This window comes from Tenacibaculum sp. TC6 (assembly GCF_050606265.1).
Taxonomy (GTDB): Bacteria; Bacteroidota; Bacteroidia; order Flavobacteriales; family Flavobacteriaceae; genus Polaribacter.
In genome coordinates, this window is the sequence record NZ_JBOCUK010000018.1 from 14,879 (window position 1) to 40,713 (window position 25,835).

Below are 25,835 nucleotides of genomic sequence, written 5' to 3' on the forward strand. Positions count from 1 at the left end.
TTGAATAAAAGATGAAGACGTTTTAACAAAAACCCCTTGATGTTTTACACAAAACGTCAAGGGGTTTTACAACAAAGTATTAAATAGAATATTTTCTAAAAAATATATCGTAGTCCAATTTGCATTTGCCAACGAGATAATAAGCTACTATCTGCGTTAAATGTTTCTTTTAAATTAGGATTGAAACTATAAATTGGTTCTTGTGTATAATCTCCTCCCGGAAACGATACTCCAACCGGTTGTACATTATTAGGTTGTTGTACTACTCCCCAATTAGAGTTTATTAAGTTTCCTACATTTAAAATATCAACACTTAATTGAATGGTATTTTGTTTTTCTTTAGATACGTTAAAATTAAAGTCTTGTAATAATTTCATATCCCATCTACCTCTCCAAGGAGCTAAAGCACCATATCTTTCAACATATTGTCCTCTTCTTGAATTTAAGTATTCATCTTGTTGTATATAGTTTTCAAAAGCTTCAGCTTGCCCTGCTCCGCTAAATTGCATTTGACTCAATTCAGAAGGTGTAGGTATGTATAAAAGATCATTAACCATAGAACCATCGTTATTTATATCACCCCCATACGTATAATTAAATCTTCCTCCTTTAGCATATTCAAAAAAGGTAGAAATTGTAGTAGCAAATTTATTGCCTCCGTAGGTAAACTTTTTAGAAGCTACCCCAATAATCCTATGAGTATCTCCATATTTAGAATACGTTAATACATCATTATTGGCATTGCCTACTACCGGGTTGAAAGCAAAAGCATCTCCTGTAATTTCAGCTTCAATTGAATTTACATCTTTTGAATTTAAATAACTATACGCTATGTTAGCATACAATCCGTTTTTAAACGATTTTTCTACTTTAAATGAAGCGTTAAAAACTCTTCCTTTATCCGAATTGGTAAATACATAGGCATTATTTCCTTTATTGGTATAATATAATCTGTTATCAACTCCTGTTAATCGTTCTGTTGGGTTTCTTAGTCCCCAGTTTTGTACGTGTGCTCCATTAATGTCTTTAGTATATGCAAAATCTGCTGTTAATACTAATCCATCTTCAAAACGATAATCTGCACCTAGATTTGATCTCCATACTTGTGGAAATTTAAAATCCGGATCAACAATTTGGAAAAAACCATCATCGGCTCCACTTACTTGGTTTCCTAACCATACAAAAGGTAAACGTCCGGTAAACACTCCTGTACCTCCTCGTACCTGAAGTTTGTTTTCACCGTTTACATTCCAGTTAAAGCCTAACCTCGGTGAAATTAACCACTGGTTTGTAGGCATTTTAGTAGAGTTTAATGTTACTTCCTGATTAGTATTTGGGTTGTAATATACTACTGAGTTATCTCTGGTTGCTCCGTTATCTGTATCAATATATTTTTGTACTAATCTTGAAGTATCAAAATACAAAGGTTTATCAAAACGTACTCCATACGTTAATTTCAAATTATCATTAACTTCCCACTCATCTTGTACATAAAAAGCTAACTGCCCAACATTTAATTCTGCTAATTTCCAACCTCCGTCATTACCTACTCCATTTTTGTTAAACGTATTATATGCATTTGTGGTTGCTTGTAAATATTGATCTACCAAACCTCCCGGTTGCGCATTTGATAAGAAAGTTGCTACATCCGGGTATGGACTAAACAATCCGTAATAAGGAAAAATTCCAAAATTAAATGATTCGTAGTTTACAAGGTTGAAAGAGTTTTCAAACATAAATTTTTCGAAAGAGAATCCTACCGTAAAAGTATGGTCTCCTTGATAAAAGTTCATATTATTCGTTAATTGAAATACTCTTTGATCTAATAAATTATTGATTGAAAAGGGTTCATGACCGGCAATAATATGGTTACTTCCATTACCATCTTGAATGGTAATTACGGGAGCCGGTGCAGATAACGGATTTCTGAAATCGTCAAAATACGTGTAGCCTATTTGTAATTTATTGGTGGTAGTTTCATTAAAAGTTGAGTTAACTTCTAGTAAAAAAGAATCTATATTGTTATTTATTTCATACCCTGAGTTTTCAAACTGCAAAATATTGGCACTTGGTCCTCTTAACCCTAATGCAGTTGGGTGTGCCGGTTTTTCTTTTGAAGCTCTTAAAAAGTTATAAATTAATGCTAACCTGTGTTTAGAATTTAAGTTCCAGTCTAACTTAAATATTCCTTTTGTTGAGCCTGATTGGTAAGTAAAATCTTTATAAGCTCCTGTATTGTATCCAAGGTTTCTTAATGCTGTACTTACGGCTATCATGTCAGACTCTAACACAGAAGATTCATTAACTGCTAAAGTTCCATCGTTATTATTAGGGATCCAACCATTAGTCCCTAAATCTTCTCTATCATCTTTTTCAAAATTGGCAAAGAAGAAAAGTTTATCTTTTACTATAGGTCCTCCAATACTAACCCCATATTGGCTTTGTGATAATTTAGGCTTAACTACATTTTCACCTTGAATTTTTCCTCCGGTTAAATCCTGGTTTCTAAAAAAACCATAAACAGTTCCTTTAAACTCATTAGTACCACTTTTGGTAACTGCATCTACAGAAGCCCCTGTAAAACCAGATAATGTTACATCATACGGTGCTGTTGATACCGAAATCTGCTCAATAGCATCTAAAGATATAGGTTGAGAATCTGTTTGTCCTCCCGGTGTTGCAGCATCTAATCCAAAAGGGTTATTAAAAATAGAACCGTCTAATGAGAAATTGTTAAACTGATCATTTTTTCCTCCAAAAGAACCGTTACTTGCTGTTGGTTCTAATCTTGTAAAATCGGCAGCAGAACGAGAAATGGTTGGCAATGTTTTTAATTGTACTGAACTTACACTTGTTTGTGCTCCGGTTCTGTCACTGTTAAACGTTTTGTTTCTTGAGCTAGAAATGACAACCTCGGTTAACTCTTCTCCTTCTTCTGATAGTTTTCCATCTATTTCGGTAGTTTTTCCTAAAGTAAGGTATATATTATCAACTTCATAAGTTGTAAACCCTATATAACTAAACGTTACTTTATAAGGCCCTCCTACACGTAAGTTAGGAATTGTATACCTACCATTTTCTTGAGATATTGCTCCGGATAATGTTCCTGTTGGCACGTGCAGTACAGCAATGTTAGCACCAAACAAAGGCTCACCGGAACCATCGGTAACGATTCCTTTTATCTTAGAAGTGGTTACTTGGGAAAAAACAGTTATGCATCCAAAAAGAAAAAAAACTGTCAATAATTTTTTCATGTTTTTAGTTTTATGATTATTAACTCAAAATTAACTAAAATTTGGTAACCTTTTATTAACATTTTTTTTGCAAATACTACACAAACTAAAAATAACCAGCAATTTATATTCTTAAAAAGCCTAATTCTATACTTTTATCTGTTAACCGTATAGAATTAGGCTTTTTCTTAATTGATATCAAAACGTACTCCCAGAGATAAGTTTCTTGTTGTTGTGTTTTGAAATAAAGGATTCAAATCATATTTCACATACAATCCGTATTCTTGATATGCAAAATAGGCGCTTAATCCATAATTAATGGTATTCATTGTAAAATCTCCTTTTTGCACTTCTTCTACACGTATTGCTTCTGCATTTTCAAACTCTAAGTATTGTCTTGTTCCTAATTTAAAACCTACAAAACCTCCTACTCCAAATCGAATGCCTTCATTGGTTCTATCAACAACCGTATCATCTGAAAGTTTACTATTTTTTGAAAAATCAAATTCAAGATGCATAGGAAACGTCATTTGAACATGTCTTAATCTACTTTCTGACAATGAACTTGGATGTTTTTCTAAAAGAATATTGTTAGCATTTACAACATGATATTGATTGCTTTTTGGACGTAAGTTATTCCATAAAAATGATACTCCGTATTTAAAATATGTTACAGAAGGTTCTTTACTGAATCGTGTTTTAAAACTAAAACCTAATTCGTAGAAATGAGATTGCCAAAACTTATAATTTGAATTGTTAAGTGAATTAATGCTATGATCTTCTAATACATTATTTACACCCATAGCAAAAATAAATTGCGTAGTGGTTCTTTTATTATACCTCTTTTTTCTGTTTCTTCTTTTATCTGATTCAAAAATGATAAAATCTTTATCAAAAAAGCGTACAGAAAAAGCATTATCATCATCTGCACTTGCTATTCTTCCATCTACTTTATCCTGAACCAATTGTTGTAAATTGTATTCTTGAACCCCAACTTTTAATTCAATTTGTTTAGCATGATAGTTTGCAGCTGCTGTTTTTAACTCTTTTGCTTCTTCTTTAGTAATCAGATTGTTTTTTAATTTTTGATTAATTTCTTCAACTTTTATTTTAAGCGAATCTTTTTGTTGTTTTGTAATTCGATCTATTTTTCTTGAGATTTTATTTACTTCATTTTCAAAGGTTTTTTCTTGTGAAAATACAATAGATGTGGTTAACAACACTAATATTAGTATTATTCGTATCATAGTTAATTAGATTTTTTAATTAGTAAAATTTAAGCTTAGTACCGGTATGTTTTTAGTTATTTCTGTCTGCTACAGCAATAGCGATATCTGAAATTTTTGATTTTAATTTTTGCATAAAGTTTCCTTTAAACTGATTGTCTAGTATATCTTGTTCTACTTCTGCTAAAATTGTTTCTGGATTAATTTTCAGATTTGCTTTTTGTAGTTCTTTTTGAATAGAATCAATTACAGATTTTCTTTCAATTTTATGTTGCGCGTAATATTGTTTAACTTCATCTGGTGTGTGCGTAATTGCATATAATAAATCAGCTCCGTTAACTTTTACTCTACTGACAACTTTTTCTTTTTTATTTTCATATTTTTTTATTGTGTTTATCTCTTTTCTTTCAGTATTCTCTAATTCTAAATGTAAAATTTCTTGATTCTCTATTGTAGCAATAACCTTTTCTGTATCAATAATTCTATTATTAGTTAAATGCTTTTTATCATTTTTTTCCTGAGTTATTATTTCTTCATTCTTAATTATAATTTCTGTTGCTTCAAAAGCATAATCAACTTTTTGTAACCCTCTACTCTGTGCTTCAACAGGCATTACCATTTTTTCTTTATTAAAATAACTAAGACCAACACCTAAAAGAACCACAACACTGGCTACATAATACCAATAGCGTTTTCTTGTATTTTTCTTCTCTACTTCTTGTTCATCTAACTTTACGGCTAGTCTTTCCCAAGCAGATTCAGAAGGTTGTATACTTCTATTATTAAATTTTTCTTGAATTATTTTATCAATCTTATCTTCCTTCATTTTCAATCGTATTCATTTTAACGTAATGTGTTTGCAACCATTTTCTGGCTTTAGACAACTGGCTTTTTGAGGTACTCTCTGTAATATTTAATTTTTTAGCTATTTCTGAATGCTTGTAGCCTTCGATTGCATATAAATTAAAAACCAGTTTATATCCTTCCGGAAGTTTATCTATAAGTTTCTGAATATCCTTTACACTTGTGTTTTCTAAACTTTCGGTAGCTTCTTCATTAAATACATATTCTTCATCTGTGTATTCAAAAATGTTTTTCTTTTTCAAATAGGTTAAGCAAGTATTAACCATTATTTTTCGTATCCACCCCTCAAAACTTCCTTCATTCTTAAACTTTTGAATATGAGTAAAAACTTTTAAAAATCCTGAAAGCATCATTTCTTCTGCGTGGTAGTCATCTTTTACATATTGCCTACACACTCCCAGCATTTTTGGAGCATATAAATCAAAGATTAGCTTTTGCGCTTCTCTATCTTGTTTACATGCCTTTTGAATGGCTGATGCTACTTTTGAAGTATGTAATGGAATTACTTTCAAGTTGGTTCTTTATAATTTTCTTTCAAATATAAAGACGACTTAACAATAAAAAAGGTTGCCTGAGAAAATAAAAACTCCCCAATAAAAATATCATTGGAGAGCTCTCACTAAAATTAGAATGATAAATACGGGGGGATCACTAATTTTTTTTATTCAATCCAAATATACATATACATTCTAAAAAAAAAACAGGAAAAACCCTATATATGAGTATTTTACATCTTTAAACTCCTAGTTTCACTTGTTATCTATAACCTACATAAATAGTAAATTCATAACAAAAATTACTTTTACTGCTTTTTCTTAAAAAATATAACGTTTTACATTTTTGAATTGTATTATTTTTATTCTTCTTTCCGTCTTCAATTTTATTATTCGATATTTGTCTTTTTTAAAGCATACTAATGAATTTTATCAGCTATATAATTTCTTATCCGTTTATATGGTTATTCTCTCGCTTACCTATGAGAGTTTTATATGTTATTTCGGATATTCTTTATTTTTTAATTTTTTATGTTATTGGCTATCGAAAAAAAGTAGTGGCTTCTAACTTAAAAATTGCCTTTCCTACTAAAAGTGAAGAGGAAGTAACTAAGTTATCAAAACAGTTCTACCATCATTTTATAGACCTTATTTTAGAAAGCATAAAGAGTATTTCTATCAGTAAAAAAGAAATTTCTAAAAGATATGTTTTTAAAAATCCGGAAGTAATTAACGATTTAGCAAAACAAGGAAAAGGTATTATGCTTGTGGGAGCTCATCAGGCAAATTGGGAATGGTTTTTAAGCTCTCCTTTAGTTCTCGACACTACTGTATATGCTACGTATTCTCAACTTTCCAATCCTTATTTTAATAAGATTTTAAAACAAACTCGAAGTAAATTTGGAACCGTTTGTATTAAAACAACTGAAACGATAAAGGTTATGCACAAAAACTTCTTAAATAACTCTTCCGGTTTACATTTATTATTAAGTGATCAATCTCCCATGGTTCATAAAACACTTTATTGGAAAGATTTTTTCGAGGTAAATGTTCCTATTCATACGGGTGCAGAGGTTTTAGCTAAACGTTTTGACTATGCTGTAGCTTATTACGCTGTTAAAAAAATTAAAAGAGGGTATTATGAAGCTGAATTTAAATTGATAACAGATACTCCGAAAGCATATGAAAACTTTGAAATTACCAGTATATATTTAGCTATGGTTGAGCAGGAAATTAAAGAGCAGCCTAGTTATTATTTATGGACTCATAAACGTTTTAAGCATAAAGATAAATATGAGGAATGGTTGCTTTTGAAGAAAAATAAAAAATAAAAAAAATCCAAGTTCATGAACTTGGATTTTTTTTATTTTAACTCAACAATGTTAGAATTTGTATGATAATCCTATTATTATTTGATTTACACGAGTATCGAAATTAACATCCCCTCCGATATTATTGTTTACAAATTTTGTTTCTGTATCAGACAATGCTCTTTCCCAACGAATGTCTAATCCTAATTTTCCTATATCAACACCAGCTCCAAATTGTAAACCTAAAGAAAAACCATCGGTATTTACATCTTTTAAATCTCCTAAACTAAAGTCAGAATCAAGGATGTATTGAAAAGAAGGTCCTGCAAAAATTCTACCTATTTTTAGCACTTTTGTTCCTACTAAAACAGGAAGGTCTATTTTTCTGAAACTATAAGAAACTTCAGTTCCTCCGGCACTTTTACCTTGTGGATAATACATTGCTCCGTTTTTTAACTGCGTATATACTAATTCCGGTCTAATGAATAATCCGGCTACCGGAATGTCTCCTTCTAACCAAATACCGGCATGGAATCCTGTTTTACTCTTAGCTCCGTCTAAAACATCATCTTTTACATCTTGAAAAGAATCTGAGTTGTAGTTTATACCACCCTTAATACCAAATTTAATTTGAGATTGTGATACTTGAGTAGCTCCGATAAATAATAAAACTAATAGCGCTAGTTTTTTCATATTTAAGTTGTTTTAAGTTTTATATCTTAAACGTTATTCTGAAAATATTATTTTCTTTTCATCACTTTTTCAACTGCATTGATAATGGCTTTATCATTTAAACCATATTTTTCCATCAGCTGTTCAGGTGTAGCCGATTCTCCAAAACTATCATTAACGGCAACAAATTCTTGTGGTGCAGGGTTATTAATTGCTAAACATCTGGCAACACTTTCTCCTAAACCTCCAAAAATATTGTGTTCTTCAGCAGTTACAATACATCCTGTTTTTGCAACAGATTTAAGTATTGCTTCTTCATCTAAAGGTTTAATAGTATGAATATTGATTACCTCTGCAGAAATTCCTTTTTCTTCTAATTGCTCTGCTGCTTGTAAAGCCTCCCAAACTAAATGTCCGGTTGCTACAATAGTTACATCAGTACCTTCAGTAAGCTGAATTCCTTTACCTATTTCAAAAGGTTGCTCTGTCATAAACACCGGTACTTTCGGACGACCAAAACGAAGGTATACGGGGCCTTCATGCTCAGCAATAGCAATAGTAGCTGCTTTTGTTTGACTATAATCACATGTATTAATTACGGTCATTCCAGGAAGCATTTTCATTAAACCTATGTCTTCTAAAATCTGGTGAGTAGCTCCATCTTCTCCTAATGTTAATCCGGCATGAGATGCACATATTTTTACATTCTTGTCTGAATAAGCTATAGACTGACGAATTTGATCATACACACGTCCAGTAGAAAAGTTAGCAAAAGTTCCTGTAAATGGAATTTTACCACCAATAGTAAGTCCGGCTGCAATTCCCATCATATTAGCTTCAGCGATTCCAACCTGATAAAAACGTTCCGGATGATTTTTAGCAAATACTTCCATTTTTAACGAACCTGTTAAATCTGCACATAAAGCTACTACATCTGGATTTGTTTTTCCTAATTCTGTTAACCCATCTCCGAATCCTGAACGAGTGTCTTTTTTCTCTGTATATGTATATTTTTTCATTTAGTTTGTGTTGTTAATACGGCTCAAAAATAATCTTTTAATAGACATTGTAGTTATAAATTCATTAATTCTTTATAAAGTTTATGAACAGGAAACCCCATTACGGTAAAATAACTTCCTTCAATTTTGGTTATTCCTATTTTTCCTATCCATTCTTGTATACCATAAGCCCCTGCTTTATCATAAGGCTTGTAGGTTTGTATGTAGTAATCGATTTCTTCGTCTGAAAGTTCTTTAAAATAAACTTTTACAGTATCATTCACTATTTTTTTGAATTTTTTACCGGTTAAACAAATAGAGGTTATTACTTCATGAGTCGTATTTGATAAGCTTCTCAACATAGTAAAAGCCTCTTCATAATTCTTTGGTTTCCCTAATGCTGTATTATTCAACCAAACAATGGTATCTGATGTAATAACAATCTCTTTTTCTGTAATAATGTCTTTAAACGGTTCCGATTTTAGCGCGGCTAAATAATCTGTTATTTCTTGTGCTTGTAAATTTTGAGGATATTTTTCTTCAACTTCTTTAAGTTGAATGGTAAAATCAATATCTAAATCTTTTAACAATTCTTGCCTTCTGGGAGAACCTGAAGCCAAAATGAGGGTATATTCTTTTAATTTACTGGATAACATATCTAAAATAATAAGCAACTACCGGAACACTTATAATAGCAGAGATATAGACAAAATCTGATACTTTTACTACTTTTTTAAACTCATTATCACTTTTTGCATTCATTAAAGAATAAATAAAGTATAAGTGAGGAAAGGTTCCTAAAAGCAATATAGTTGATAAAATAAATTTATTTTTTATAAAAATTACAGCTAACGTAAAAACAGCAATGCAACCCAATATAGAAATTGCTAATGCTATATATTTAGCTCTTCTTCTTCCTAATAAAATAGGAATTGTTCTATGATTATTTGCATAATCATTATTTACGTTTACAATATCTTTTACGGTTTCTCTAACTATGTTCCCCATAAAAGATAATGACATATAAAAAACGGTAATTAGTTCAAATTTAAAATAAATCTCCCATTGTACTTCATTGCTATTTATTGGGGTATCAAACCACCAAATAATTAAAATACTTAGTACTTTAATAAATGAGTTTATAAGGTTAGTGAAAAATGTTTTTTGTGTAATGTAATATGAATAAACAGCTACAATAAACACACTAATAACTGCTATTAAACTATATTGAGGTTTTCCTATAGAAAATGAAATAGCCATACAAAAAAGTATACCTAAAACACCTGTTAAAACAGCTCCTTTTAAAGCTCGTTTAGCTCCAAATTTTAAATACTTATGCGTTTTTTTTCTAACACTATAACTTAATAAATAACCCGTTGCTAAAATGCAAATGGTTGAGAGCGATAATAAGGAGAATTGAAAAAAAGAAAGACGGGTTGAGAAACCTTGATCGTATAAAAAACATATCTTGAATAAAAACTGAATAACTACAATGTACAGCAGTTTTCTCCACCTTATTATATCTAAAAAGGTACGGCTCATTAATTATAGCTTTTTTTTATTCTAGCTAAATCTCTTTTAGTATCACGTTCTTTCATGGTTTGGCGTTTATCATGTGTTTTTTTACCTTTTGCTAACGCAATTTCTAATTTAGCCCAACCGTTTTCATTTATAAATAATTTTAAAGGAACAATCGTGTTTCCTTTTACATCTACTTCTTTTACTAATTTTTTAAGCTCTCTTTTATTCAATAACAGGCGTCTTTCACTTTTAGGATTGTGATTAAAATGGTTTCCAAAAGCGTATTCTTCTATATACATATTAATGACAAAAAGTTCTCCTCTATCATTAAATTCACAAAAACTTTCTGTTATTCTAGCCTTGCTTTCTCTTATTGATTTTATTTCTGTTCCGGTAAGTTGTATACCCGCTACATATTTATCTAAAATCTCGTATTCAAAACGAGCTTTTTTGTTCTGTATGTTAATGTTCTTTTGCATAATTAATTGCAAATATACTTATAAAATCAAGTAACTAATAAAAATAGTATTCTATGATTTTCGTCATCTTTTAAATTCTTTTTGCAGAATAATTTTGTCTTGAAATTAAAGATAAAATTAAATTTAATAATTATGAAAAAAGTTTTATTAAGCTTTGCGTTTATTGCCTTATTTATTACTAATATAAGTGCTCAGGAAAAGAATACTAATGATAAAAAATGGCAAGCAAGATTTAGATGGGTCACTGTACTTCCTAATGAATCTGCCGAAATAGGTACTATTGGAGGGAATGTAGAAATAAGTAATAATGTGATACCTGAATTAGATTTTACTTATTTTTTTACTGAAAATATTGCTGCCGAGTTAATTTTAGGAACCACTAAACACGATGTAAAAGCTGTTAATACTGTTTTAGGAAATGTAGATTTAGGCCATGTTTGGTTATTACCTCCAACATTAACACTTCAATACCATTTTAATTTTGATAATTTCAGACCTTATGTAGGTGCCGGTGGTAATTATACTATTTTCTATAACCCAAATCCGGGAGCTGTAGTAGATGTAAGTTATAAAAACTCTTTTGGATATGCATTCCAATTAGGTTTTGACTATGATTTAGATGATACTTGGTTTTTAAACCTTGATGCAAAATATGTAGGTCTAAATACTGACGTTACCGTTGATGCCGGAATAGCTACTGTTCCTGCAGCTGTAGACATCAATCCGTTACTTATTGGATTTGGTGTTGGAATTAAATTTTAAATACTGGAATATTCCCCTCATTGTTTTTATATAAAAAATCTCTTAAGTAAAAAAGCCCTGAAGAATTCTTCAGGGCTTTTATTTTACTATTTAAAAAACTTACTTGCTATTCAGCCATTATCATTTCTGCAGCTTTTTTATAAGTTCCGTTTTCTAATTTTTCTCTTATGGCAGTAAACGCTTCAATTGTTTCTTTTACATCTTCAATAGTGTGACGAGCTGTAGGGATTAATCTTAAAATAATTAATCCTTTTGGAATTACAGGATACACAACAATAGAACAAAATACTCCATGGTTTTCACGTAAATCCTGAACCATAGCCATTGCTTCCGGTATTTCTCCTTTTAAATACACAGGAGTAATACATGTTTGCGTAGTACCTAAATCAAATCCGGCTTCTCTTAAACCTGATTGTAAAGCATTGGTGATTTCCCATAACTTATCTTTTAACTCAGGCATTGTACGAATCATATCCAAACGTTTTAATGCTCCTTTTACCATTGGCATTGGTAATGATTTAGCAAACATTTGAGAACGCATGTTATATTGTAAATACTGAACTACATCTTTATCACCTGCAAAGAAAGCTCCTATACCGGCCATTGATTTAGCAAAAGTTGCAAAATACACATCTATTCCATCTTGTACTCCTTGTTCAAAACCGGTCCCTCTTCCTCCTTCACCTAAAGTACCAAAACCATGTGCATCATCAACTAATAAGCGGAAATTATACTTCTCTTTTAAAGCTACAATTTCTTTTAATCGTCCTTGCTCTCCACGCATACCAAAAACTCCTTCAGAAACTACTAAAATTCCTCCTCCGGTTTTTTCAGCCATTTTAGTAGCACGCATTAAGTTCTTTTCACAACTTTCAACATCGTTATGGCGGTATACAAAACGCTTCCCGGCATGTAAACGTACTCCGTCAATAATGCATGCATGTGTATCAACATCATACACTATAATATCATCTTTAGATACCAAAGCATCGATTGCCGACACCATTCCTTGGTAACCAAAATTTACTAAATATGCAGCTTCTTTTCCTACAAACTCAGCACATTCACGCTCTAATTGCTCATGATATTCGGTGTGTCCAGACATCATACGGGCTCCCATTGGGTATGCCATACCGTGAACTGTTGCCGCCTCTCCATCTACTTTCAATACTTCAGGATGATTTGCCAATCCTAAATAATCATTTATACTCCAAGTAATGACCTTTTTTCCATTGAAAGACATCCTGTTAGATATCGGTCCTTCTAACTTAGGAAACACATAGTATCCTTCTGCCTTATCTGCCCATTTCCCTAAAGGTCCTTTATCTCCTTTAATTCTTTCAAATAAATCTTTAACCATTTTAACTTTTTGTTTTAATACGTTGCGAAAGTAAACTTTTTTAAGAGCATTTCAAAACAACTTATTGCAATTCCAGCACTAAATCATTCGCGTCAACTAATGTTCCGGCTTCAAGTTCTACCTTCTTAACAACTCCTGATGAAACTGCTGTAACCGTAGTTTCCATTTTCATTGCTTCTATGATAAATAACGGTTGATTTTCCTTTACCTTATCACCACTATTTATTAAAACATTTGACAGTAATCCTTGCAGAGGAGCACCAACCTGTTTTTTATTATTGGTTTCTGCTTTTTTATTTTCAACCTTACTTACTTTTATTGAGTTATCTTTAATTAAAGCATTTCTCATTTGCCCGTTAACCTTAAAGAAGACATTTACATTTCCGTTTTCATCCGGTTCGCTCTTTTGAATTAATGATATTAATACACGTTTACCTGGTTCAATATCTACCATTATTTCTTCCCCTACTTCCATTCCGAAGAAGAAGTTTTTCGTAGGTATATTCATCACATTACCATACTTCAAATGATTGTTGTAAGCATCAGTAAACACTTTAGGATACAGTTTATATGATAAGAAATCTGTTATTTCTAATTCACGCCCCATTCCTTTTTTAAACTGTTCTTTAAATGCTTTGAACTCTTTTTCAAAATCAATAGGCTCTAAATGTGCATTTGGTCTGTCAGTATAAGGTTTTTCCGTTTTCAAAATGATTTTTTGTAGCTTCTCAGGAAAACCTCCAACAGGTTGCCCTAAATCTCCTTTAAAGAAACTAATAACCGATTGTGGAAACGAAATTGTATCTCCCTTTTCCATAACGTCTTCAACAGTTAAGTTATTGCTCACCATATATTGAGCCATATCACCTACTACTTTAGAACTTGGTGTCACTTTTATTATATCTCCGAACATTTTATTTACCTCTCCGTACATTTTTGTTACTTCGGTAAATTTATCTTCTAATCCTAAAGCAATAGCTTGCCCTTTTAGGTTAGAATATTGCCCTCCCGGTATCTCATGTTCAAATACTTCTCCGGTTCCTGATTTTAATCCGGATTCAAACGGATAATAGTATTTTCTTACTACCTCCCAATAATTAGAATATTCTGCTAACTTTTCAGTATTGATCTGATTTTCTCTTTCATTAAAGCGAAGCATTTCAACTAAAGAGTTAAAATTTGGTTGAGAAGTTAATCCTGATAAACCTCCCAAGGCTACATCAACCACATCAACACCTGCCTCAATAGCTTTTAAATACGTTGCTGATTGTATTGATGATGTATCATGTGTATGCAAATGAATTGGAATGTTAATTTCAGATTTTAACGCCGAAATTAATTCATAAGCCGCCTGAGGTTTTAATAATCCGGCCATATCTTTTACTCCTAAAATATGAGCTCCGGCATTTTCTATATCTTTTGCTAATTGTATATAATAGTTAAGATTATATTTAGTTTTACTAGGATTAAGTATATCTCCGGTATAACACAAAGAGGCTTCTGCTAACCCTTGTGTTTTGGTTCTTACGTGTTGAATACATGGTGCTATAGATTTCATCCAGTTTAAAGAATCGAAAATTCTAAAAACATCCACTCCTGTTTCCCATGATTTTTCTACAAACTTTTCAACTAAATTATCCGGATAGGCTGTATAGCCAACTCCATTAGATCCTCTAATTAGCATTTGCAATAAAACATTAGGCATTGCTTTTCTTAATAAAGCCAGGCGTTCCCACGGGTTTTCTTGTAAGAAACGTAAACACACATCAAAAGTAGCACCTCCCCATACTTCCATACTGAAGATTTCCGGATGATTTTTAGCATATCCTTCTGCTACTTTTAGCATATCTACTGTACGCATTCGTGTTGCTAACAAACTCTGATGTGCGTCACGCATTGTCGTATCAGTAAAATGTACTTGTTTTTCGTTTTTAAGCCATTCTGCAAACTTTTCAGGTCCTAACTCTGTTAAAATATCTTTTGTTCCTCTAGGATAAGCTTCAGATTTATCAAATTTTGGTACTTTAGGCGTTGTAAATTTAAAAGAAGAATCTACTTTTTTTACATCAGGATTTCCGTTTACAATAACTTCTCCTAAGAAATTAATTAATTTATTTGCTCTGTTTTTAGGTTCTCTAAACTCAAATAATTTAGGTTCATTTTTAATAAAGTTAACGGTAACTGCTCCTTCTCTAAAAGTAGGGTGTTGTAAAATATTTTCTAAAAAGGCTATGTTGGTTTTAACTCCTCTTACCCTAAATTCTGCTAAAGCTCTTAACATTTTTCTACAAGCGCCGTCAAAAGTTCTGCTTCTTGCTGAAACTTTTACTAGCATAGAATCAAAAAACGGAGAAATTTTTACGCCTTGATAAATACTTCCGGCATCTAGTCGAATACCAAAACCAGAGGCACTACGGTAAGTTGTTACAGTACCATAATCAGGTTTAAAATCATTAGCAGGATCCTCAGTTGTTAATCTACATTGTAAAGCATGCCCTGTAACGGTTATTGATTCTTGATTTGGTATTTTAATTTGTTTGTCAGCTAATTTATATCCACCAGCTACAAAAAGTTGTGTTTTTACCAAATCAATATTAGTTACCATTTCTGTTACGGTATGCTCTACCTGAATACGTGGATTTACTTCAATAAAGTAAATCGAGTTATCATCATCAACCAAAAACTCAACTGTTCCTATATTATTATAATCAACAGCCTTACAAATATCAATAGCATATTTGTACAATTTATTTTTAATATCTTCTGATAATCCTATAGAAGGAGCTATTTCAATTACTTTTTGATAACGACGTTGTACAGAACAATCTCTTTCAAATAAATGAACAATATTTCCATAGGCATCAGCCACTATTTGTATTTCTATGTGCTTAGGGTTTTCAACATATTTTTCAAGAAAAACAGTATCATCTCCAAAAGCGTTTAACGATTCTCTTCTTGCTTCAGGAAATGCTTTTAGTAATTCATTTTCATTTCTAATAACACGCATTCCTCTTCCTCCTCCTCCGGAAGCCGCTTTCAACATTACCGGGTATCCTATTCTTTCTGCTTCCTCCAAAGCTACCTCAACAGTAACTAGCTCTTCTTTACTACTTTCAATAATAGGCACATGTTGAGTTACCGCTACTTTTTTAGCCGTAATTTTATCTCCTAAAGCTCTTAAAACCGATACTTTGGGGCCAATGAAAATAATTCCGTTTTCCTCACATTTTTGAGCAAATTCAGCATTTTCAGATAAAAATCCGTACCCGGGATGAATAGCATCAACATTATTGTCTTTCGCAACTTTAATAATTGCTTCAATGTCTAAATATGGCTTTAAGGGTTCATTATCTTCTCCTATTTGATAACATTCATCTGCCTTATAGCGATGTAATGAATATCTATCTTCATAAGTATAAATTCCCACAGTTTTAATTCCTATTTCCACACAGGCTCTGAAAACTCTAATAGCAATTTCTCCTCGATTGGCAACGAGTACTTTTTGTATTTTCATTGGTTGTAAATGTTTATATGATAATTGATTGTGTTTTGTTACCCAACAAAGTTACCTTTTTTTTATTTTTTAATGTATTTTTAAGTTATATGATTAAAATTTTAAACTAAAAACAACAAAATAGATACTATTAAAACATTAAAAAATAAAAAAACCACTAATTTTGTAATATTCTTATATAAAACACAACATTTAATCTTTTTTTTATTAATTTTATAAACTTTTCGCAACATAAAAAAGAAAAAGGTGCTATAAATAGCACCTTTTATTATTCAGAATAGTTGTTAGCTATCCTATAATTTTTTCCTCTTCAGTATTTAATTCTTTAAAAAACGGTTGTTTGTATAAGCGTTTATTTAATGCTTTAAATATGGCATTAGCAACTGCTCCGCCTGCCGGTGGTAATCCGGGTTCTCCTAAACCAGTTGGAGATAGTTCATTTTGTACAAAATGTACTTCTACTTTTGGTGTTTCATTCATTCGAATTAAACGATAGGTATCAAAATTTTTGTGAGACGGTTTACCATTATCAAATGTAAAATCTCCATACATTGCATGCCCTATACCATCTAATACACCTCCTTGAACCTGATTTACTGCTCCGGTAGGGTTTACTACAATACCACAATCTACCCCAACTACTACTTTAGTTACTACCGGTACTCCATCTTTTAACTCAACCTCCGCTAATTCAGCTACATGGGTATTATGGCTATAGTATGCAGAAAATCCTTGGTAAACACCATCTCTTGCTTTACCCCATCCTCCTTTTTCAGCAACCAATCGAATAGCATCTTGCATACGCTTTCCTGAATACTCTATTCTTTTGTCTTCTGTATTTTTTACATTTTCTAACAACTCTAAACGTAATTGTACCGGATCTTGATTTAACTCTGCAGCCAGCTCATCAAAAAATGATTGTTCGGCATATCCTAAAAAGTTAGTATAAGGTGCTCTCCAAGCTCCTGTACTTATATTACTTTTATAGTTTACCGTAGAAACCTTATAATTAGGAATACATCCTGCCGGAAAAAAGTGAGGTATTAATCCGTACATATTATCATTTATTGCTGCTTCTTTTAAATGATATCCTGTTACTTTTCCATCTTTAATTGATGCTGCAATTCGATATTTAATTGCCGGACGATAAATACCTGCTGTTATATCTTCTTCTCTGGTAGAAACCATTTTTATAGGTTTCTTAATTTTATCAGCTATTTCTAATGCTTCATATACAAAATCACCATACAATCTTCTTCCAAAACCACCTCCCATTCTTGTCATTTCAACATGAACCTGTTCTAAACCTCTTCCTAACATTTCAGATGCAACCTGAGCTGCGAACTCCGGTGTTTGCACAGGACCAACCAAATGCACTTTATCTGATGTTACATTTGCAAAAAAGTTCATGGGCTCCATACAATTATGTGGTAAAAAAGGCGAGTGATATGTGCGTTCTATTACCTTGTCTGCTTCCGAAAATGCTTTACTTACATTTCCATCTTCTCTTCTTATATCAAACTTATTTCCATCTAATAAACTTACTAGTTTTTCATCATGAAGTTTTGTATCTTCTAACTGAGAACTTGGCTTCCACATTGCTTTAATTGCTTTTGCTCCTTTAATAGCCGCCCAAGTATTTTCTGCAATTACAACAACTTTATCTGATTTTGTTAGTTTAAAAGTCCAATTATTCTTTCCAGATTCTATAAAGTTTCTTGCTTTTTCTCCAATAGTAATAACATCAATCACTCCAGCTACTTTTTTAGCTTCTAAAGCATCAAATGACACTAATTCTTCTCCAAAAGAAGGAGGTCTTACTACAGCAGCATATACCATTCCTTCTTCTTTATAATCTAGTCCGAATAATGGTTTTCCTGTTACTATTTTATCTACATCAACATTGGTCGCATTTTTTCCTATAATAGAAAATTCCGAAGGTTTTTTAAGTGTTACATTTTCCGGAATTTCTAATGCGACTGCTTCTTTTACTACATCTCCATACCCTAACTTATCTCCATTCGCATTAGTTATTACACCTTTTGAAGCTGAACAAGTGGTTGCATCAACACCCCATTTTACTGCGGCTGCATTGATTAACATTTGTTTAGCCGTTGCCCCAGTTTGTCTAAGAGCAGTCCAACCTTGACGAATAGACTGGCTTCCTCCCGCTAATTGACGCTTATAGCTTTTAGTGTCCAATGGCGCTTGTACTACATGTACTTTATCCCAATCAATATCTAATTCTTCTGCCACAATCATTGGCATTGTGGTTTTAACCCCTTGCCCTATTTCAGGATTTGGAGAATAAATGGTTACATATCCTTCATCAGAGATTTTAATGAAGGCATTAAAATCATTAAAATTTAAATTTTCAACATCTACCGATGGTTCTACATTAGGTTTACATGCTGTAAATAAATTAAACCCAATCATGATTCCTCCTCCGGCTAGTGCAGAAGCTCTTAAAAAATTTCTTCTGCTAAACGTTACTTTATTTTCTTGAGTGCTCATCGTTTAATTTTTTTAAGACATTTTTTCTGCAGCTAAAGCCACTGCTTTTTCTATTCTGTTATACGAAGCGCATCTACACAAGTTTCCATGCATGGCTTCACGTATTTCTTGCGTAGTAGGTTTAGGATTTTCTTTTAAAAATGAAGCTGCTGTCATAATTTGTCCTGCCTGACAGTATCCACATTGAGGCACATCCACTTCTTTCCATGCTTCCTGTAAAGGGTGATTTCCTTCTTTAGATAGTCCTTCTATAGTTGTAATTTCTTCATTTTCTATCATTGACACTTGTAACTGGCAACTTCTCATAGCTTTACCATCAACATGAATCGTGCAAGCACCACATTGGGCTATTCCACAGCCAAATTTAGTACCTACCATGTTTAAATTATCTCGTAAAACCCAAAGTAACGGGGTATCGGAATCGGCAGTAACAGTTACCACCTCTCCATTGATTTTTAAGTTGTAAGTTGGCATTATATAGTTAGTTTTATTTCGTCATGGGTAAGTTACAAAAAATATAAGTTTATTTAAAATTCGATTATTTTTTTATGATACTTTTATAATATTTCAAAAAAGAAAAGGCAACCTTAATGGTTGCCTATATACATAATTTATATGGTGCTTTTTATTTACTTAAAAAGTTTGTAACATTTTTTTCTATACGTTGTAATACATTATCCGTATTTGCTTTTACAAAAGTTTCTCCGGTGATTTGCTCGTACAATTCAATATATCGGTTTGAAATTTCATTAATCTTTTCATCAGACATTTCAGGGGTTTGTTGTCCGTCTTTTCCTTGAAATCCGTTTTCAATTAACCATTGACGTACAAATTCTTTAGATAATTGTTTTTGTTTTTCTCCTTTTGCTTGACGTTCTTCATAACCTTCTGCATAAAAATATCGAGAAGAATCCGGTGTATGTATTTCATCAATCAATACAATCTTTCCGTCTTTTGTTTTTCCAAATTCATATTTAGTATCTACTAAAATCAACCCTCTTTTTTGGGCAATTTCTGTACCTCTTTCAAATAACTTACGAGTATATTCTTCTAAAACTAAATAATCTTCTTCTGAAACAATTCCTTTAGCTAAAATGGCTTCGCGTGAAATGTCTTCATCATGCTCTCCGTTGTCTGCTTTTGTAGAAGGCGTAATAATAGGTGTTGGAAACTTATCATTTTCTTTCATTCCTTCCGGCATTTCAACACCACAAAGTATTCTTTTACCTGCATGATACTCACGTGCCGCATGCCCTGATAAATATCCTCTGATTACCATTTCTACTTTGAATGTCTCACATAAATGCCCCACCGCTACATTTTCATCCGGATTAGCTATTAACCAGTTTGGAACAACATCAGCTGTATCATTCATCATTTTGGTTGCTATCTGATTAAGAATTTGCCCTTTATACGGAATTTGACGAGGTAAAATCACATCAAAAGCAGATAATCTGTCAGAAGCTATCATTACTAATAATTCATTATTAATGTTATAAACTTCTCTTACTTTACCTTTGTAAACAGATTTTTGATTCGGAAACTGAAAGTTAGTTTCGTTAATTGTATTCATTTATTGTTATTGTTGTGTTGTAGGGTGCAAATGTAAGTTTTTTACTTTTCTTTTTTAATTCTTTTTATCTGTTTAATATTATCAGCTATCGGAGTTATGGTTACTGTATCATCATTATCTTCTACATAAAATATATAGGCACTATTAACCCCTATTTTTTTCACCTTCAATTCAGTATTGTCTTTAAACACTAACACATAATCACTCTCAAATTTCTTTTGCTCTAGTTTTTTCTTATACTTTACACCAGCTCCCAGTCTGAACCCCAAGATTAATGCAAACAAAAAATATAAAACAATTTGTAAGAAGCCCTTTTTTCCGTCAAGTTTAATTCCTTTCTTTTCACTCTCTCCACTATTAAACTTTTGATACCACTTTTCGTTTTTATATTTTTCATGAACTTTCGGAGCTCTAACTACCCAAAATAACACTAAAAAGCTAAAAAAAATCAGGGCTCCAAATAATATCTTATTGGTATTTAATAATGAGATTGGGGTTAACAAAGCATCTAATATTGATACATATTCGAGATAGTTAACGTCTAAAAAACCATAAAACAAAGCTTCTGATGTTACACCTAATACAACCAAAAATAAATACCCAATTGATAAATACTCTTGAAAACTTATGTCTTTAAGCATAGTTATTCTGTTTCAATGCTTTTATAGGCTGTAATAATTTTTCTTACCAAACGATGACGAATTACGTCTTTATCATCTAAATAAATCTGGGCTATACCCTCAATATCTTTCAATGCTAAGAGAGATTCTTTTAATCCGGATACTTGTCTTTTAGGTAAATCTATTTGTCCGGGATCTCCTGTAATTACAAATTTAGCATGCCTTCCCATACGGGTTAAAAACATTTTCATCTGTGCATGCGTAGTGTTCTGCGCTTCATCTAAAATTACAAAAGCATTATCTAAGGTACGACCACGCATAAAGGCTAACGGTGCAATTTGTATGGTTCCGTTTTCTAAATATGCTTGCAATTTTTCATGAGGTATCATATCTCTAAGCGCATCATATAATGGTTGCATATACGGATCTAATTTTTCTTTCAAATCACCGGGTAAAAAACCTAAATTTTCACCTGATTCAACAGCTGGACGGGTTAAAATTATTCGTCTGACTTCTTTTTCTTTCAGGGCTTTAACGGCTAAAGCTACCGCTGTATATGTTTTTCCGGTTCCGGCGGGTCCTACAGCGAAAAGCATGTCGTTTTTACCCATCAACGTAACCATTTTACGTTGGTTTTCTGTTTCCGGTCTAATTAGCTTACCACTTACTCCGTGAACTAAAACATCACTTTTTTTTCCGTTTTTATTAAGCTCTTCTTCTTTACCTGTAGAAGTTAAAATACGCTCAATACTATTTTCATCAAGTCTGTTATACCTGTTAAAATATTTGATAAGCATTTCTAAACGCTTTTCAAATTCATCTAAAATATCAGGTTCTCCGTAAATTTTTAAATTATTTCCTCTAGCAACTATTTTTATTTTCGGAAAGTACGTTCTTAATTGAGTGATGGTGCTATTTTGAGCTCCAAAAAAATCATTTGGATTGATTTCTGTTAATTCAATAATACGTTCGTTCAAATGTTATTAGTTTTAATATTATTCCATCTAAAAGTAACGATTATTTTTTATGAATTGCTTAGTTTTGCTATAATTTTCAACATAATTTTTCACAATTAAACCAACAAGCATCTAAGTAAATGGCTGTCATAACATTAACAACCGATTTTGGAATCAAAGACCACTTTATAGGTGCTGTAAAAGGGGCTATTTATTCTGAATTACCCGATGCTATTATTGTTGATATTACCCATCATATATCTCCTTTTAACATTACTGAAACGGCCTATATTTTAAAAAATGCTTATAAGAGTTTCCCTGATAATACCATTCATATTGTTGGTGTTGATTCTGAACTTAGTATTGAGAATAAGCATATTGCTATAGAGTTAGATAATCAGTATTTTATTTGTCCTGATAACGGGCTTATTTCAATGATTGCTTCTGAAATAAACCCTACAAAGATTGTTGAAATTAACATTCATCATCATGTAAATACCAGTTTCCCTGTTTTAGATGTTTTTGTAAAAGTTGCTTCTCATATTGCTCGTGGCGGTAGCTTAAATGTAGTTGGAAAAGAAATTCCTACGTTAAAGAAATTGGTAGAAATTCAACCTAAAACCAATCAGGCACAAACTATAATTAAAGGAGGCGTTATTTATATTGATAATTACGGAAATGTAATTACCAATATTAATCAAAAGTTATTTAACTCAATTGGTAAAGGACGTGATTTTACAATTACCGCAGGTAGATATCAATTTAGACAGGTTTTTAATCGCTATAATGAAATTGTTGATTATTCTATTCCTGAAGAAAAACGACAATATGACGGTGAAAAATTAGCTATCTTTAATTCTGCCGGATTTTTAGAAATTGCCATTTACAGGAGTAATTTAGAAACCGTTGGCGGTGCTTCTTCTTTACTTGGATTAAAATACCGCGATACTGTAATTATTGAGTTTGAAGAGATTGTTAAACCCGAATTTATATCTGTAAACGAATAGTAATAAATATGTTTGTACGTATAGTTAAAATGAGTTTTCATCCTGAAAAAATTGAAGAATTTTTAACCCTTTTTAATCAAAAAAAAGAAGATATACGAAATTCCGATGGCTGTCGTTTATTAGAATTGTATAGAGATAAAACACAAGACAATGTATTTTTTACTTATAGTTACTGGGAAGCTGAACAGGATTTAGAAAACTATAGAAATTCTGAGTTATTTAAAAGTGTTTGGGCACAAACAAAAGTTTTATTTAATGACAAGCCTGCTGCATGGAGTGTTGATAAAGTTACATCTCTCAGTTAAAATCTAAAACGTTATCATGTTTTCAATATTAAAAAAAGAGTTTACTTCATTTTTTGCTTCACCCATTGCTTACTTAGTAATTGGTGTATTTTTGCTTGTAAACGGTTTATTTTTATGGGTATTTAAAGATAATTTGAATATACTTAATGCTGGTTTTGCCGACTTAAATAGCTATTTTTATTTGGCTCCTTGGTTATTTTTATTTTTAATTCCGGCAATTACCATGAAAAGCTTTGCTGATGAATACACTAATGGCACTATAGAAATTTTAAAAACTATTCCTTTAACGGATTGGCAAATTGTTTTGGGTAAGTTTTTAGCTTCATTACTCTTAGTTTTTATGGCTCTTTTGCCTACACTTACTTACGTATATACTGTATTTCAACTAGGAAATCCTGTAGGTAATATAGATACCGGAAGCACTTTAGGCTCGTACTTGGGCTTGCTTTTTCTTGCTTCAACCTATACAGCCATAGGCTTATTTACCTCTACGCTATCGAACAATCAAATCGTAGCTTTTATTTTGGCTGTTTTTATTACCTTTTTATTGTATTTCGGAATGGACACTTTAGGGAAATCTCTTGGTAATTCGGGCTATATAGTACAACAATTTGGTATTAATGAGCATTATAAAAGTATTAGCAGAGGGGTAATTGATACTAGAGATATTATTTATTTCGTTAGTGTAACATTTTTCTTCTTATTCATCACTAAACAACACTTAAAAAATGAATAAAAAGATTCAACATATTGTTTTAGTTTTCACAGGATTATTGTTTTTAAACTTCTTAGGGAATCGTATATACAAACGTTTTGATGTTACTTACGATCAACGGTATACACTTTCAACAGTTACAACAAATCTTATTGAACAGATTGAGACACCACTTTTAATCAATGTGTATTTAGAAGGTGATTTTCCTTCGGAATTTAAAAGATTACAAATTGAAACCCGTCAGTTTTTAGACGAATTAAAAGCTAAAAATTCTAATATTCAATTCCGCTTTATTAATCCGGACACCAGTAGAGAACGGCTTATAAAAAAAGGAATGTTACCCAGTCAGTTAACTGTTGAAGAAGATGGTAAACTCTCTGAAGCTATTATATTTCCTTGGGCTGAACTCATTTATGGAAACAAAACCGAGTTAGTTTCTTTATTACCGGACTCTGCTCTTAAAACACAAGAAGCTCAACTTCAAAATGCCATTGAAAAACTAGAGTACTCTTTTGCAAGTGCAATAAGCATAATTTTAAAAGATGCGAAGCAAAAAATTGCTGTTATTTCCGGAAATGGAGAATTGGATGATATTTATTTGTACAGTATTTTATCTACCCTTAAAAACAAGTATCGATTAGCCAAATTTACACTAGATAGTGTAGCTAAGAATCCACAAAAAACGTTACAAGATTTAACTCAATACGATTTAGCTTTTATTGCAAAACCTACCAAGCGTTTTTCAGAAGAAGAAAAATTTGTTTTAGATCAGTTTATAACCAAAGGAGGAAAAAGCTTATGGATGATTGATGCTAATTACTCTGATACTGACAGTTTATACAATGAAGGTAAAATGATGGCTTTTCCTAGAGATCTTAATTTAACTGATTTATTATTTAGCTATCAAATAAGAATTAATAACAAACTTATTCAAGACCTTTATAGTGCAAAAATACCTTTAGCTACCGGAAATATGGGAAATCAAACACAGTTTCAGCATTTAAACTGGTTTTATGATCCATTAGTAAGTGGTAATCCTAATCATCCTATTACTAAAAATATAGCTCCGGTACGCTTTCAATTTACCACGCAAATAGATATCTTAAAGGGAAATATTAAAAAAACACCTTTATTGGTTTCTTCAGAATTAACTAAAAAAATAGGAACTCCCACTTTTGTTGAGTTAAGTAGTATAGCCCAAGAACCGAAACAAGAAGAATACACTTCCGGTCCACAATTGCTAGCCGTTTTATTAGAAGGTAAATTTACCTCTGCTTACAAAAACAGAGTAAAACCTTTTGCTCTTAAAAATATGACTTCTGACTCCATCACTACTAAGATGATTGTTGTTGCCGATGGGGATCTTGCTAAAAATCAAATTTTAAAAGGTAAACCTTACGATTTATCAAAAGATAAATGGACAGGAGATTACTACGGAAATAAAGAATTTTTAGTAAATGCTATAGATTATTTGTTGGATGACTCAGGGTTGATTAAGTTAAGAAATAAAACGATACAAATACATCTTTTAGACAAACAGAAAGCTTATGCTGAGAAACGTTTCTGGCAGTTTTTAAATATAGGGCTTCCTTTAGCTATCTTGGCTATTTTTGGTCTTTGTTTTGGGTATTTGAGAAAAAAGAAATATTCATAATTTTCGCATTCAAGAAAATATAAAAGTTTCTTTTTTTATACCCTTGTAAAATTAACCA

22 protein-coding genes are annotated in these 25,835 nt (G+C 31.7%); 6 read left to right on the forward strand and 16 right to left on the reverse strand.

Translation table 11 applies throughout. The annotated features are described in order from the left end of the window. Window positions 1-95 precede the first annotated feature (95 nt). The 4 genes from ACQY1Q_RS10845 to ACQY1Q_RS10860 form a co-directional block, all read right to left on the reverse strand. The gene (locus ACQY1Q_RS10845; protein ID WP_431005339.1) at window positions 96-3,254 is read right to left on the reverse strand and encodes a TonB-dependent receptor; all 3,159 of its coding nucleotides are present in this window, start codon (window positions 3,252-3,254) and stop codon (window positions 96-98) included. Window positions 3,255-3,421: 167 nt separating this feature from the next. Further along, window positions 3,422-4,480, reverse strand: a complete 1,059-nt coding sequence (locus tag ACQY1Q_RS10850; protein ID WP_431005340.1) for a hypothetical protein — start codon at window positions 4,478-4,480, stop codon at window positions 3,422-3,424. Between the two features lie 52 nt (window positions 4,481-4,532). Then, complete coding sequence (locus ACQY1Q_RS10855; RefSeq protein ID WP_431005341.1) at window positions 4,533-5,285, reverse strand: hypothetical protein; 753 nt, start codon at window positions 5,283-5,285, stop codon at window positions 4,533-4,535. Then, window positions 5,272-5,835, reverse strand: a complete 564-nt coding sequence (locus ACQY1Q_RS10860; RefSeq protein ID WP_431005342.1) for an RNA polymerase sigma factor — start codon at window positions 5,833-5,835, stop codon at window positions 5,272-5,274. Before ACQY1Q_RS10860 ends, ACQY1Q_RS10855 begins: the two co-directional genes overlap by 14 nt. Before the next feature lie 404 nt (window positions 5,836-6,239). Here ACQY1Q_RS10860 and ACQY1Q_RS10865 point away from each other — a divergent pair, with 404 nt between their 5' ends. Then, window positions 6,240-7,148, forward strand: coding sequence for a lysophospholipid acyltransferase family protein (locus ACQY1Q_RS10865; protein ID WP_431005343.1), 909 nt, complete (start codon window positions 6,240-6,242; stop codon window positions 7,146-7,148). 51 nt (window positions 7,149-7,199) lie between these two features. Here the strand turns inward: ACQY1Q_RS10865 and ACQY1Q_RS10870 are convergent, their stop codons facing one another. From ACQY1Q_RS10870 to smpB, 5 genes are read right to left on the reverse strand one after another with little or no spacing between them, the layout of a single operon-like run. Then, entirely contained in the window at window positions 7,200-7,820 is a 621-nt protein-coding gene (locus ACQY1Q_RS10870; RefSeq protein WP_431005344.1) for a porin family protein, read from the reverse strand. Window positions 7,821-7,867: 47 nt separating this feature from the next. Continuing rightward, the gene (locus ACQY1Q_RS10875; RefSeq protein ID WP_431005345.1) at window positions 7,868-8,818 is read right to left on the reverse strand and encodes a transketolase family protein; all 951 of its coding nucleotides are present in this window, start codon (window positions 8,816-8,818) and stop codon (window positions 7,868-7,870) included. Window positions 8,819-8,871: 53 nt separating this feature from the next. Continuing rightward, window positions 8,872-9,453 (reverse strand): Maf-like protein, encoded by a 582-nt coding sequence (locus ACQY1Q_RS10880; protein WP_431005346.1) that lies wholly within the window; start codon window positions 9,451-9,453, stop codon window positions 8,872-8,874. Continuing rightward, on the reverse strand, window positions 9,440-10,339 hold the full coding sequence (locus ACQY1Q_RS10885) for a UbiA family prenyltransferase (RefSeq protein ID WP_431005347.1): 900 nt from the start codon (window positions 10,337-10,339) through the stop codon (window positions 9,440-9,442). The genes ACQY1Q_RS10880 and ACQY1Q_RS10885 overlap by 14 nt, the downstream gene beginning before the upstream one ends. Continuing rightward, a complete protein-coding gene (gene smpB / locus ACQY1Q_RS10890) occupies window positions 10,339-10,797 on the reverse strand; it encodes an SsrA-binding protein SmpB (protein ID WP_431005348.1) in 459 nt (152 codons plus the stop codon). The genes ACQY1Q_RS10885 and smpB overlap by 1 nt, the downstream gene beginning before the upstream one ends. A 132-nt stretch (window positions 10,798-10,929) precedes the next feature. Here smpB and ACQY1Q_RS10895 point away from each other — a divergent pair, with 132 nt between their 5' ends. Continuing rightward, a complete protein-coding gene (locus ACQY1Q_RS10895) occupies window positions 10,930-11,559 on the forward strand; it encodes an OmpW/AlkL family protein (RefSeq protein WP_431005349.1) in 630 nt (209 codons plus the stop codon). Between the two features lie 106 nt (window positions 11,560-11,665). On the opposite strand, the gene ACQY1Q_RS10900 is transcribed toward ACQY1Q_RS10895, so the two are convergent. The 7 genes from ACQY1Q_RS10900 to ACQY1Q_RS10930 form a co-directional block, all read right to left on the reverse strand. After that, a complete protein-coding gene (locus ACQY1Q_RS10900) occupies window positions 11,666-12,919 on the reverse strand; it encodes an aminotransferase class I/II-fold pyridoxal phosphate-dependent enzyme (protein WP_431005350.1) in 1,254 nt (417 codons plus the stop codon). A gap of 61 nt (window positions 12,920-12,980) precedes the next feature. After that, window positions 12,981-16,433, reverse strand: coding sequence for a pyruvate carboxylase (locus ACQY1Q_RS10905; protein ID WP_431005351.1), 3,453 nt, complete (start codon window positions 16,431-16,433; stop codon window positions 12,981-12,983). 288 nt (window positions 16,434-16,721) lie between these two features. Further along, window positions 16,722-18,947: a molybdopterin cofactor-binding domain-containing protein gene (locus ACQY1Q_RS10910; RefSeq protein WP_431005352.1), complete on the reverse strand. Its 2,226-nt coding sequence runs from the start codon at window positions 18,945-18,947 to the stop codon at window positions 16,722-16,724. Between the two features lie 12 nt (window positions 18,948-18,959). After that, window positions 18,960-19,421 (reverse strand): (2Fe-2S)-binding protein, encoded by a 462-nt coding sequence (locus tag ACQY1Q_RS10915; protein ID WP_431005353.1) that lies wholly within the window; start codon window positions 19,419-19,421, stop codon window positions 18,960-18,962. Between the two features lie 151 nt (window positions 19,422-19,572). Further along, entirely contained in the window at window positions 19,573-20,520 is a 948-nt protein-coding gene (locus ACQY1Q_RS10920) for a phosphoribosylaminoimidazolesuccinocarboxamide synthase (RefSeq protein WP_431005354.1), read from the reverse strand. 41 nt (window positions 20,521-20,561) lie between these two features. After that, on the reverse strand, window positions 20,562-21,161 hold the full coding sequence (locus ACQY1Q_RS10925) for a hypothetical protein (RefSeq protein WP_431005355.1): 600 nt from the start codon (window positions 21,159-21,161) through the stop codon (window positions 20,562-20,564). Window positions 21,162-21,163: 2 nt separating this feature from the next. Beyond that, a complete protein-coding gene (locus ACQY1Q_RS10930) occupies window positions 21,164-22,117 on the reverse strand; it encodes a PhoH family protein (protein WP_431005356.1) in 954 nt (317 codons plus the stop codon). A gap of 119 nt (window positions 22,118-22,236) precedes the next feature. Between ACQY1Q_RS10930 and ACQY1Q_RS10935 the strand changes: the two genes are divergently transcribed. The 4 genes from ACQY1Q_RS10935 to gldG are packed head-to-tail and all read left to right on the forward strand — an operon-like array spanning window position 22,237 to window position 25,777. Then, complete coding sequence (locus ACQY1Q_RS10935) at window positions 22,237-23,103, forward strand: SAM hydrolase/SAM-dependent halogenase family protein (protein WP_431005357.1); 867 nt, start codon at window positions 22,237-22,239, stop codon at window positions 23,101-23,103. Window positions 23,104-23,111: 8 nt separating this feature from the next. Further along, window positions 23,112-23,408 (forward strand): putative quinol monooxygenase, encoded by a 297-nt coding sequence (locus tag ACQY1Q_RS10940; RefSeq protein WP_431005358.1) that lies wholly within the window; start codon window positions 23,112-23,114, stop codon window positions 23,406-23,408. Between the two features lie 16 nt (window positions 23,409-23,424). Then, window positions 23,425-24,144 (forward strand): gliding motility-associated ABC transporter permease subunit GldF, encoded by a 720-nt coding sequence (gldF, locus tag ACQY1Q_RS10945; RefSeq protein ID WP_431005359.1) that lies wholly within the window; start codon window positions 23,425-23,427, stop codon window positions 24,142-24,144. Next, entirely contained in the window at window positions 24,137-25,777 is a 1,641-nt protein-coding gene (gene gldG, locus ACQY1Q_RS10950) for a gliding motility-associated ABC transporter substrate-binding protein GldG (RefSeq protein WP_431005360.1), read from the forward strand. The genes gldF and gldG overlap by 8 nt, the downstream gene beginning before the upstream one ends. Window positions 25,778-25,835 lie beyond the last annotated feature (58 nt).

Bases quoted from the DNA above. Each gene is read 5' to 3' on its own strand.
- ACQY1Q_RS10845 (WP_431005339.1), bottom strand. From the start codon at position 3,254: ATGAAAAAATTATTGACAGTTTTTTTTCTTTTTGGATGCATAACTGTT.
- ACQY1Q_RS10850 (WP_431005340.1), bottom strand. From the start codon at position 4,480: ATGATACGAATAATACTAATATTAGTGTTGTTAACCACATCTATTGTA.
- ACQY1Q_RS10855 (WP_431005341.1), bottom strand. From the start codon at position 5,285: ATGAAGGAAGATAAGATTGATAAAATAATTCAAGAAAAATTTAATAAT.
- ACQY1Q_RS10865 (WP_431005343.1), top strand. From the start codon at position 6,240: ATGAATTTTATCAGCTATATAATTTCTTATCCGTTTATATGGTTATTC.
- ACQY1Q_RS10870 (WP_431005344.1), bottom strand. From the start codon at position 7,820: ATGAAAAAACTAGCGCTATTAGTTTTATTATTTATCGGAGCTACTCAA.
- ACQY1Q_RS10875 (WP_431005345.1), bottom strand. From the start codon at position 8,818: ATGAAAAAATATACATATACAGAGAAAAAAGACACTCGTTCAGGATTC.
- ACQY1Q_RS10880 (WP_431005346.1), bottom strand. From the start codon at position 9,453: ATGTTATCCAGTAAATTAAAAGAATATACCCTCATTTTGGCTTCAGGT.
- ACQY1Q_RS10885 (WP_431005347.1), bottom strand. From the start codon at position 10,339: ATGAGCCGTACCTTTTTAGATATAATAAGGTGGAGAAAACTGCTGTAC.
- smpB (WP_431005348.1), bottom strand. From the start codon at position 10,797: ATGCAAAAGAACATTAACATACAGAACAAAAAAGCTCGTTTTGAATAC.
- ACQY1Q_RS10895 (WP_431005349.1), top strand. From the start codon at position 10,930: ATGAAAAAAGTTTTATTAAGCTTTGCGTTTATTGCCTTATTTATTACT.
- ACQY1Q_RS10900 (WP_431005350.1), bottom strand. From the start codon at position 12,919: ATGGTTAAAGATTTATTTGAAAGAATTAAAGGAGATAAAGGACCTTTA.
- ACQY1Q_RS10905 (WP_431005351.1), bottom strand. From the start codon at position 16,433: ATGAAAATACAAAAAGTACTCGTTGCCAATCGAGGAGAAATTGCTATT.
- ACQY1Q_RS10910 (WP_431005352.1), bottom strand. From the start codon at position 18,947: ATGAGCACTCAAGAAAATAAAGTAACGTTTAGCAGAAGAAATTTTTTA.
- ACQY1Q_RS10915 (WP_431005353.1), bottom strand. From the start codon at position 19,421: ATGCCAACTTACAACTTAAAAATCAATGGAGAGGTGGTAACTGTTACT.
- ACQY1Q_RS10920 (WP_431005354.1), bottom strand. From the start codon at position 20,520: ATGAATACAATTAACGAAACTAACTTTCAGTTTCCGAATCAAAAATCT.
- ACQY1Q_RS10925 (WP_431005355.1), bottom strand. From the start codon at position 21,161: ATGCTTAAAGACATAAGTTTTCAAGAGTATTTATCAATTGGGTATTTA.
- ACQY1Q_RS10935 (WP_431005357.1), top strand. From the start codon at position 22,237: ATGGCTGTCATAACATTAACAACCGATTTTGGAATCAAAGACCACTTT.
- ACQY1Q_RS10940 (WP_431005358.1), top strand. From the start codon at position 23,112: ATGTTTGTACGTATAGTTAAAATGAGTTTTCATCCTGAAAAAATTGAA.
- gldF (WP_431005359.1), top strand. From the start codon at position 23,425: ATGTTTTCAATATTAAAAAAAGAGTTTACTTCATTTTTTGCTTCACCC.
- gldG (WP_431005360.1), top strand. From the start codon at position 24,137: ATGAATAAAAAGATTCAACATATTGTTTTAGTTTTCACAGGATTATTG.